An 8,878-nucleotide genomic window follows, 5' to 3' on the forward strand; every position below is an offset into this window, starting at 1 on the left:
TTCAGCTCGGGTGGATCAGCCGGTTTTCATAGGCGTAGATGGCGACCTGGGTGCGGTCACGCAGGCCCAGCTTGTCCAGCACCCGTCCGACGTGCGTCTTCACCGTCTGCCCGGAAATCACCAGCTCCGCGGCGATTTCGGCGTTGGAGTACCCGCGGGCGATGAGGACCAGCACCTCGGTCTCCCGCGCGGTCAGCCCGGTCGAGCGGGCCGGCGCGCTGAAACCGACTGGGCGCGTGAACTGTTCGAGCAGCCGCCGGGTCACCGACGGCGCGAGCATGGCGTCGCCGGCGGCGACCGCGCGCACGGCGGCGCCGAGGGTCTGGGTGGAGGCGTCCTTGAGCAGGAAGCCGCTGGCTCCGTATCGCAGTGCGGTGTAGACGTATTCGTCGAGATCGAAGGTCGTGAGCATGATGATCCGGGCCGAACTGCCGGACGCGGTGATGCGGCGGGTCGCCTCCAGGCCGTCGAGGCCGGGCATGCGGACGTCCATCAGGACGATGTCGGGTCGCAGCCGGGCCACCGCCTCGATGGCCTGGACGCCGTCGGCGGCATGACCGACCACGGTGATGTCGGGTTGACTGTCCAGCAGGACGGCCAGGCCTTCGCGAACCAGGTGCTGGTCGTCGGCGATCACCACGCGAACGGTCATCCCGGCCCCGCGGCGGGCAGGCTGGCGGCAACCCGGAAGTGCCCGTCACCGGTCGGTCCGGCCGCGAAGCTGCCGCCGAGAGCCGTTGCGCGTTCCCGCATTCCGGTCAGACCGTGGCCGGGCTCGACGCCCGCGCCGGGATGCGGATTGTCGACCGTCACGCCGATTCCGTTGTGATCGCGCCGGATTCGAACGCGCACCGGCGCACCGGGCGCGTGCCGCACGGCATTGCTCAGTGCCTCCTGCACCAACCGATAGACGGTCAGGCCGAGGCCCTGCGGCAGTTCCGGCCCGGGCTCCGGCAGATCCAGATCGACGCGAGTTCCCGTGGCGCGCACCGAGTCCACCAAGTTCGCCACATCATCCAGGCCTGGTTGCGGCGCGACACCGGTGGCACCGGAGCGCAGCACCTCCAGGATGTGGCGCATCTCCCCCAGCGCCGTCACCGCGCTGGAGCGGATCGCGGCCAAGGTCTCGGGCATCGACTCCGGGGCCCGGTGCCGGGCGGCTTCGGCCTGGATGGCGATCACCGACATATGGTGCGCCACCACATCGTGCAGCTCGCGGGCGATACGGGCGCGCTCCTCCAGCAACGCGGCGCGTTCGCGCTCCCGCCGGGTGGCGTCGCGCTGTTCGCGCAGGCTGTGGCGGGTGGCGACGAGACCGCCCAGCGCCGAACCGGCCACCAGGACCACCCCCGCCAGCAGCGCCATGTCGATCGAGGCGGCGAGCCGATCCGCCGGGCGCAGCATCGAAACCAGCAGGCCGGTCACCGCGAGCGTCGCGCACCAGTAGCCCGCGGCGACGTGCGGGGTACCCCGCAGCGCCGCCAGCCCGAGCACGATCAGATAGCTGTTGAGCGTCGCGTCGACCCACAGACCCGCGTCGACCCACAGCGCCGACAGGCCCACCACCGTCAGCGAAAGCGCCCATCCGGTATGCGGTCTGCGGACCACCAGCAGCAGCGCCAGCCCCTGGGCCAGGGCCAGCCCGATCGCCTGCCGGTCGGTCAGCGTGGTGTCCGATTGCAGCGTGTGCAGCACGACCGCGGACACCGCCCCGGCCAGGACGAGCACGGCGGCCAGGACCGGTGCTCCACCGAAAGGCCGAGCACCGGTCAGGATCTCACCGAATCGCCGCATCACCCGTCAACGCTAGAGCCGGCGCGGCCCGGGCGCATCCAGCGCGAGAGTGGTCTGCCGACTACCGCTCAGGTATCACCCGCGCCGTGCGCGCCCGATCGGATCAGGGCGCCTGCAGGGCCTGCTCGAAGGTGAGCCCTTCGATCCGCGCGAATTCGGCGCCCAGCGGCGAATTCGCACCGGACAGCGGGAATCGGAAGGCACAGGAGCAGGCGTCGGAGGCGTGGCCCGCGCCGCCGGACTCGGGGGTGGCGCCGAGGCGGATGGGGCGCGTCATCCGGTACCGGGCACCGCCGGCGGCGGCGCCCTTCAGAGTCGACTGCTGCGGTGGCGGCGGAAACTGTGGTAGTTCGGCGGTCCATTCCGCCGGCTCGAGGGTGTGGAAGCCGAAGGGCCCCGGGCACTGCCCGCATCGCTCGAAGGTGACGTACATGTTCTGGTGCCAGGTCTCGATCAGGTGGCGGCCGCTGGGAGCCAGGGCGAGAACGCCATTCGAGCCGGCCTCGGTGTTCGGCAGGCCGAGGGTGATCTTTCCGAACGTCGGATGCGTGGCCACGGCGGTGAACATCCGGGTGCGCAGGCCCACGAAGTCGGTGGCGCCGTCGAGCACCGTCACCATGCGCGCCCCGCGAAAATCCAGCTTCGGCAGCGGGGGCGGCAGATTCACGACCAGGGTGCCGCCGGTTCCGTCGACGCTCAGAGCGAGGGTCTGCCCCGGTCTCGGCGCCTGCGGGCCCTGCTGCGCAACCGCTCTGCCGGAACCCGCGAGCAACCCGAGCCCGACAGCGGCCCCGGCGTGCCCGAGCAAACCACGTCTACTGATCGGCATCATGTCAGCTATTATGTAGCAAACATTCGATTGCGCTGAGCCGACTGGCCATGGGAGCGGCCCCTTTCCGGATCCGCTCCCGACCGCACGCCGATCAGGCGTGCCACTCCGGATCCCGGCCGAGGTAGCGCAGCAGCGCCTCGACCGCGCCGGAGCCGTTGTCGCCCAGCGCCTCCGCGAAGGCGAATCCGCGCAGCGGTTCGACGAGCACCTGCGCGACCGGCAGCAACTGCCGGGCCAGCTCGGGGGTGAGCGGCGAGGGCTGTCCGGTGGCGACCGCGAGATCCCAGGCGTGCACCGCCGCGTCCAGCGCGCACGCGCCGGCGCCCAGCTCCGCGGACAGCTTGTTCGGCGGGATCGGCACCGGAACCTCCTCGGCGTCAACCGAAATCGTCGCCCAGGCGGCGGCCGCCGCGTCCACCGCCCGCTCGACGAGCACGGTGACCGGCTCGGCGAGAACACCCGAGGGCGCGAACGGGTTCTCCTCCGGCCCGGGCCCGCCGGTGATGAACGCCGCGTACCCGACCTGATCGCCGGCCGCGTGCTGAATCACCTGCGTCACAGTCCATTCCGAGCAGGGCGTCGGCCGCCCCAGATCGGCCTCCGTCAGCCCACGCACCACCGCGCGCAGCGCGGCGTGCGCCTCGGTCAGAACTGCCCACTCGGTGCCGGTGTTCTCGCCCATCAGGTCCTACCTCCCATTGGGGACCGCCGCTGCGATCCTGTTACGACAACTCTAACAGAACGGAATGATTCATTCCAATAGGAATCCGGAAAAAGTTTCCGACCGGATGTCACATCCCGGCGCGCTGCGTCGTCACCTCGATGAACCCACTCACTAGGAGAACCAAGATGCACACCGCCTACCTCGTCGTCACCGTTATCGCCGCCCTGTGGGTGGGGTTCTCGGCTGTCTCGCTGCTGCGGCGGGCCGCGTTCGTGGTCGAGCCGCTGGTCGAGTACGGCGTGCCCGAATCGTGGTGGACGCCACTGGGTGTGGCCAAGGCCCTCGGTTCGATCGGGCTGCTCGTCGGCCTGGCCGTGCCCGCGATCGGGATCGCCGCCGCAATCGGCCTGATCCTCTACTTCGCCGGCGCCGTGGTCACCGTGCTGCGAGCGCGGTCGTACAAGACCGTGGCCTTCCCGATGCTCTACCTGATTCCCGTCGCGGTGGCGCTGGGGCTGGGCGTCGCGGCCTAACACAACGACGGCGCCCCGCGAACCGGATCGGTTCGCGGGGCGCCGTTGTTTATTGCCGGATCAAGCGTCGAAGCGGTCCAGGTCGGAGACCTTGGCCCAGGCGGCGACGAAATCGTCGACGAACTTCTGCTTCGAGTCGTCCTCGGCGTAGACCTCCGCGAGCGCGCGCAGCTGGGAGTTCGAGCCGAACACCAGATCGACACGGGTACCGGTCCAGCGCTCCTTGCCGGTGACGCGGTCGGTACCGAGGTAGGTGCCGTCCTCGGCCGCGGACGGCTTCCACTCGGTGGCCATATCGAGCAGGTTGACGAAGAAGTCGTTCGTCAGCGTGCCCGGCGCCTCGGTGAGAACGCCGTGCGCGGACTGCTGGTGGTTCGCGCCGAGCACGCGCAGGCCGCCGACCAGGACGGTCAGCTCCGGCGCGGACAGGGTCAGCAGGTTGGCCTTGTCGATCAGCAGGTACTCGGCGGAGAGGCGGTTGCCCTTGCCGAGGAAGTTGCGGAAACCGTCGGCGCTGGGCTCCATCGCCGCGAAGGATTCCACATCGGTCTGCTCCTGGGTGGCGTCGGTGCGGCCCGCGGTGAAGGGCACCTCGACGCTGAAACCCGCGTCCGCGGCGGCCTTTTCGACCGCGGCGTTACCCGCGAGCACCACCACGTCGGCGAAGGAGACCCGCTTGGCGCCGGTCTGCTCGGCGTTGAACGCCTCCTGGATCGACTCCAGCGCCGGGATGACCAGCGCCAGCTGATCGGGCTCGTTGACCTCCCAGCCGCGCTGCGGCTGCAGGCGCAGCCGGCCACCGTTGACGCCGCCGCGCTTGTCACTGCCGCGGAACGACGAGGCCGCCGCCCACGCGGTCGAAACCAGCTGCGCCACAGTCAGACCCGAGTCCAGCACGCGCTGCTTGATGGCGGCGGCGTCGGCGGAGTCGATGAGGTCGTAGTCGCGGGCCGGGATCGGGTCCTGCCACAGCAGCGTCTCCGCGGGCACCAGCGGGCCGAGGTAGCGGACCTTGGGTCCCATGTCGCGGTGGGTCAGCTTGTACCAGGCCTTGGAGAACGCCTCGGCGAGCTCCTCCGGGTGCTCCAGCCAGCGCCGGGTGATCTGCTCGTAGCTCGGGTCCACCCGCATCGACAGGTCGGTGGTCAGCATGCCGGCCTGGCGGGTCTTGCCCGGCTCGAACGCGTCCGGCACCGGGGAATCGCTGCCCTTGGGGGTCCACTGGTGGGCGCCGGCGGGGCTCTTGGTGAGCTCCCACTCGTTGCCGTAGAGGACCTCGAGGAAGGTGTTGTCCCACTTGGTCGGGGTCGGGGTCCAGGTGACCTCGAGGCCGCTGGTGATCGCGTCCTTGCCGACACCGGTGCCGAACGAGCTCTTCCAGCCCAGGCCCTGCTCCTCGAGCGGGGCGGCTTCGGGCTCGACGTCGACATGGTCGGCCGGGCCCGCACCGTGGGTCTTGCCGAAGGTGTGGCCGCCGACGATCAGCGCCGCGGTCTCCTCGTCGTTCATCGCCATCCGCGCGAAGGTCTCGCGGATGTCGGTGGCGGCGAGCAGCGGATCCGGGTTGGCGTTGGGGCCTTCCGGATTCACGTAGATGAGGCCCATCTGCACCGCGCCGAGCGGCTTGTCCAGGTCGCGCTTGCCGGAGTAGCGCTCATCGCCGAGCCATTCGCGCTCGGGACCCCAGTAGACGTCCTCTTCGGGCTCCCACTGGTCGACCCGGCCGCCACCGAAACCGAAGGTCTCGAGGCCCATGTCCTCCAGCGCGACATTGCCCGCGTAGACGATGAGGTCGGCCCAGGACAGGCTCTTGCCGTACTTCTTCTTCACCGGCCACAGCAGACGGCGGGCCTTGTCCAGGCTGGCGTTGTCGGGCCAGCTGTTCAGCGGCGCGAAGCGCTGCATGCCGGCGCCGGCGCCACCGCGCCCGTCGGTGACACGGTAGGTGCCGGCCGCGTGCCAGGACATGCGGATGAAGAACGGGCCGTAGTGACCGAAGTCGGCGGGCCACCAGTCCTGCGAGGTCGTCATGATCTCGACGATGTCCTGCTTGACCGCGGCCAGATCCAGGGTCGCGAAGGCCGCGGGGTAGTCGAAGTCCTCGCCCAGCGGATTCGCCACGGCCGGGTTCTTCTGCAGGATCTTCAGGTTGAGCAGATTGGGCCACCAGTCACGGTTGCTGCCGCCCTCGGTCGGGTATTTGAGCCGACCGGCTCCGACCGGGCAGCCACTTTCCGCGGGTTCGGTGTTGGCTTCGGCGATCGGCGGGTGTTCTTGTGCCACAGCAACTTTCCTTTCGATGGGGGTCGGGCTGTGTTACGCGAGGGTGCGCGTTTCAGCGGCCGCGCAGTCGGGGCAGATGCCCCAGTAGATGACCTCGGCTTCATCCAAGACGAAACCGCTGTTATTGGAGGCGGTCAGGCACGGCGCGTCGCCGACGGCGCAGTCGACATCGGCGATGGCCCCGCAGGACCGGCAGACGACGTGGTGGTGGTTGTCCCCCACCCGCGTCTCATAGCGAGCCACGGAGCCCATGGGCTGGATGCGCCGTAGCAGGTTCGCGGCGGTCAATGCGCGCAGGACGTCGTAGACCGCCTGGTGGGACACCGCGCCGAGCGACTGGCGCACGAGCCCCAGAATCGAACCGGTATCGGCGTGCGGATGGCTGTGCACCACGTTCAGCACAGCGAGCCGCGGGGCCGTGACGCGCAGTCCGGCCTCACGCAGCATTCGCTCGAACTCCGAATTGGTGGACACGATCGTTATTATGACTCATTCAAGTCTAGAACGCTCGTGATCTTCCGAAACCGGTCGCTGACCGGGGCCCAGCCCCCGAACTTTATGCTTCGGAATTAACTACTGTGCGGTAGCATTCCGACGAACCCCTACGGGGCCAGGACTTCGGGAATGTGGAGGTGGCAGATGACCACGTCTGCCGGCGGTGGAACGCGACTGTATCCACCCAGATGGTTGCCCGCGCCCATGCGGTGGCACCGGACCCGGGTTTCCTGGGCGCGGTCGTGGCGACTGGCGGCGGGGCTGGCGCCGCACTACCGGGACCGCACGCTGGTGCACTATCTGGCCGCGGAATTGCCCGGTCAGGACGACGTGCTGGTCACCCGGCTGCCGCTGCTGAAATACCTGGTGGTGCGCAGCCCGGAGCTGGCCCGCCACATCCTGGTCACCAACCAGGAAAACTGGGCCAAGAGCGCCGAGTACGACATGATGGCGGTGACCTTCGGCCAGGGCCTGGTCACCGACATGGACGAGCAGCGCTACCAGCGCAATCAGCGATTGGTGCGGCCGATCTTCTCGCGCGCGAATATCGATCGCTTCGCGGGCCCGATCACCGCGGCCGCGCAGGACGCGGCGGACCGGTTCCAGCAGCGCGCCGACGCGGGCGAGACGGTGAACATCGGCGCGGAGATGAACCGGCTGATGCTGGACATCGTGGCGCGCACCATGTTCGGCACCGATCTGTCCGGCCCGATCTCCAAGATCAGCCTGACCCGGCTGTTGCAGTTCTACGGCGTCGGCTTCAGTTCGGGGCTGAGCCGCCCGTTGCGCGCGCTGTCGACCTGGGTGGTCAAGCACACCCAGCCGCCCGAGCGGCGCGCGGGTTCGCGGCTCTCGATCCGGGCGATGCGCGCGCTGACCTGGACCTCCGCGCCGCATCTCATGCTCGAACTGCGCGGCATGGAACGCGCGGTGGACACCCTGATCGCCGATCATCGCGGCGGCCGGATCTCGGGCCGGGACAATCTGCTCGGCTTGCTGATGGCGGCCCGCGATCCGGAGACCGGCCACAGCTACAGCGATCTCGAGATCCGCGACGAGCTGATGACCTTCATCGGCGCGGGCATGGAGACCTCGGCGACGGCGATGACCTGGATGTGGGCGCTGCTGGCCCAGCATCCCGAAGTGCGCGAGCGGCTCTACGACGAACTGGATGCCGTGCTGGCCGGCCGGGTTCCGGGCGCCGAGGACGTCGACAAGCTGGTCTGGTGCAAGGCGATCTTCCTGGAGGCCATGCGGATCTACCCGCCGGTGATCGGGTTGACCCGGGTCGCCAAGGCCGCGGACGAACTGGCCGGATTCCACGTGAAGGCGGGCACCACGGTGGTGGTGAGCGTGCACGGCGTGCACTACAACCGGCGCGTGTGGGACCGGGAGGAGGAGTTCGATCCGACCCGGTACCTCCCCGAGAACATGACCACCGAGCGGCGGCACGCGTCGCTGGCCTTCAGTGCGGGCAAAAGGATCTGCGTGGCACAGGGTTTCGCCACCATGGAGGTGGTGCTGTCGCTGGCGACGATCGCGCAGCGCTTCCGGCTCGACGTCACCTCCGATGAACCGATCCGCCGCCAGATGTCGTTCATCGGCTCGCCGGAGCAGCCGTTGCACATGCGGATCAGCGCCCATGGCTGAGCTCGAGCCGAAGGTGGTCGTCCGGGCGGCCACGAAGGCCGATATCCCGGGTATGACAACGGCATTGGATCAGGCGTTCGGCGCGGACGATCCGTTCGGCGAATACTGGTTCCCGAATCCGGAGCGGCGCAAGCGGTCTCAGCCGCGGCTGTACCGGGCGATGATCCGGCACCAGTTCGTGCCGCTCGGCGGCGCCCATGTCGCCACGATCGACGGACAGGTGGCGGGCGCCCTGCTGTGGCAGCCGCCGGGCTACCGGTTCGGGCCGCTGCGCTACCTCGCGTCCATTCCCGAGTTCACCTGGGCGATGGGTTCGGCCGGGGCGCGGGTGCTCGCGACCGATGGCACGCTCGCCGAACTGGCGCCGGGCTTGCCGCATTTCCTGGGCATCACGCTGGGCGTGGACCCGCGCTTCCAGGGGTCGGGCGTCGGAAAAGCCTTGTCGCTGTTCGTGCTCGGCCAGGTCGAAGCGGCGCGGGTGCCGCTGCTGGGGCTGTGCAAGGACGGGAACGTCGGCTTCTACACCGCTTTCGGCGGCCTGCGGCTCGGCAAGGTCCGGATCGGGCGGTCCGGCCCCGAGGTCAACGTCATGATGTGGCTGCCCTCCAGCTTGCGTGAGAACTGAAT

Annotated in this window: 9 protein-coding genes; 3 read left to right on the plus strand and 6 right to left on the minus strand. The window is 69.3% G+C overall.

From position 1 onward, the window contains the following. Position 1 precedes the first annotated feature (1 nt). The 4 genes from AB0H76_RS31925 to AB0H76_RS31940 all read right to left on the minus strand — a co-directional run bounded on the left by AB0H76_RS31925 (position 2) and on the right by AB0H76_RS31940 (position 3,308). A complete protein-coding gene (locus tag AB0H76_RS31925) occupies positions 2-652 on the minus strand; it encodes a response regulator transcription factor (protein WP_357330740.1) in 651 nt (216 codons plus the stop codon). Beyond that, the gene (locus AB0H76_RS31930; RefSeq protein WP_357330937.1) at positions 649-1,794 is read right to left on the minus strand and encodes a histidine kinase; all 1,146 of its coding nucleotides are present in this window, start codon (positions 1,792-1,794) and stop codon (positions 649-651) included. Before AB0H76_RS31930 ends, AB0H76_RS31925 begins: the two co-directional genes overlap by 4 nt. Positions 1,795-1,897: 103 nt before the next feature. After that, a complete protein-coding gene (locus tag AB0H76_RS31935; protein ID WP_357330741.1) occupies positions 1,898-2,626 on the minus strand; it encodes a hypothetical protein in 729 nt (242 codons plus the stop codon). Positions 2,627-2,717: 91 nt separating this feature from the next. After that, complete coding sequence (locus tag AB0H76_RS31940; protein WP_357330742.1) at positions 2,718-3,308, minus strand: TIGR03086 family metal-binding protein; 591 nt, start codon at positions 3,306-3,308, stop codon at positions 2,718-2,720. A 167-nt stretch (positions 3,309-3,475) separates the two neighbouring features. Here AB0H76_RS31940 and AB0H76_RS31945 point away from each other — a divergent pair, with 167 nt between their 5' ends. Then, positions 3,476-3,823, plus strand: a complete 348-nt coding sequence (locus AB0H76_RS31945; RefSeq protein WP_357330743.1) for a DoxX family protein — start codon at positions 3,476-3,478, stop codon at positions 3,821-3,823. Between the two features lie 60 nt (positions 3,824-3,883). Here AB0H76_RS31945 and katG read toward each other — a convergent pair whose 3' ends face one another. Together katG and AB0H76_RS31955 are read right to left on the minus strand one after the other, a co-directional pair. Then, a complete protein-coding gene (gene katG, locus AB0H76_RS31950) occupies positions 3,884-6,106 on the minus strand; it encodes a catalase/peroxidase HPI (protein ID WP_357330744.1) in 2,223 nt (740 codons plus the stop codon). A gap of 33 nt (positions 6,107-6,139) precedes the next feature. Beyond that, complete coding sequence (locus tag AB0H76_RS31955) at positions 6,140-6,580, minus strand: Fur family transcriptional regulator (RefSeq protein WP_357330745.1); 441 nt, start codon at positions 6,578-6,580, stop codon at positions 6,140-6,142. 225 nt (positions 6,581-6,805) lie between these two features. Here AB0H76_RS31955 and AB0H76_RS31960 point away from each other — a divergent pair, with 225 nt between their 5' ends. Further along, a complete protein-coding gene (locus AB0H76_RS31960) occupies positions 6,806-8,251 on the plus strand; it encodes a cytochrome P450 (protein WP_357330746.1) in 1,446 nt (481 codons plus the stop codon). Then, complete coding sequence (locus tag AB0H76_RS31965; RefSeq protein WP_357330747.1) at positions 8,244-8,876, plus strand: GNAT family N-acetyltransferase; 633 nt, start codon at positions 8,244-8,246, stop codon at positions 8,874-8,876. Before AB0H76_RS31960 ends, AB0H76_RS31965 begins: the two co-directional genes overlap by 8 nt. Positions 8,877-8,878: the final 2 nt, after the last annotated feature.

This window comes from Nocardia sp. NPDC050712 (assembly GCF_040654295.1).
In the GTDB taxonomy this organism is placed as follows: Bacteria; Actinomycetota; Actinomycetes; order Mycobacteriales; family Mycobacteriaceae; genus Nocardia.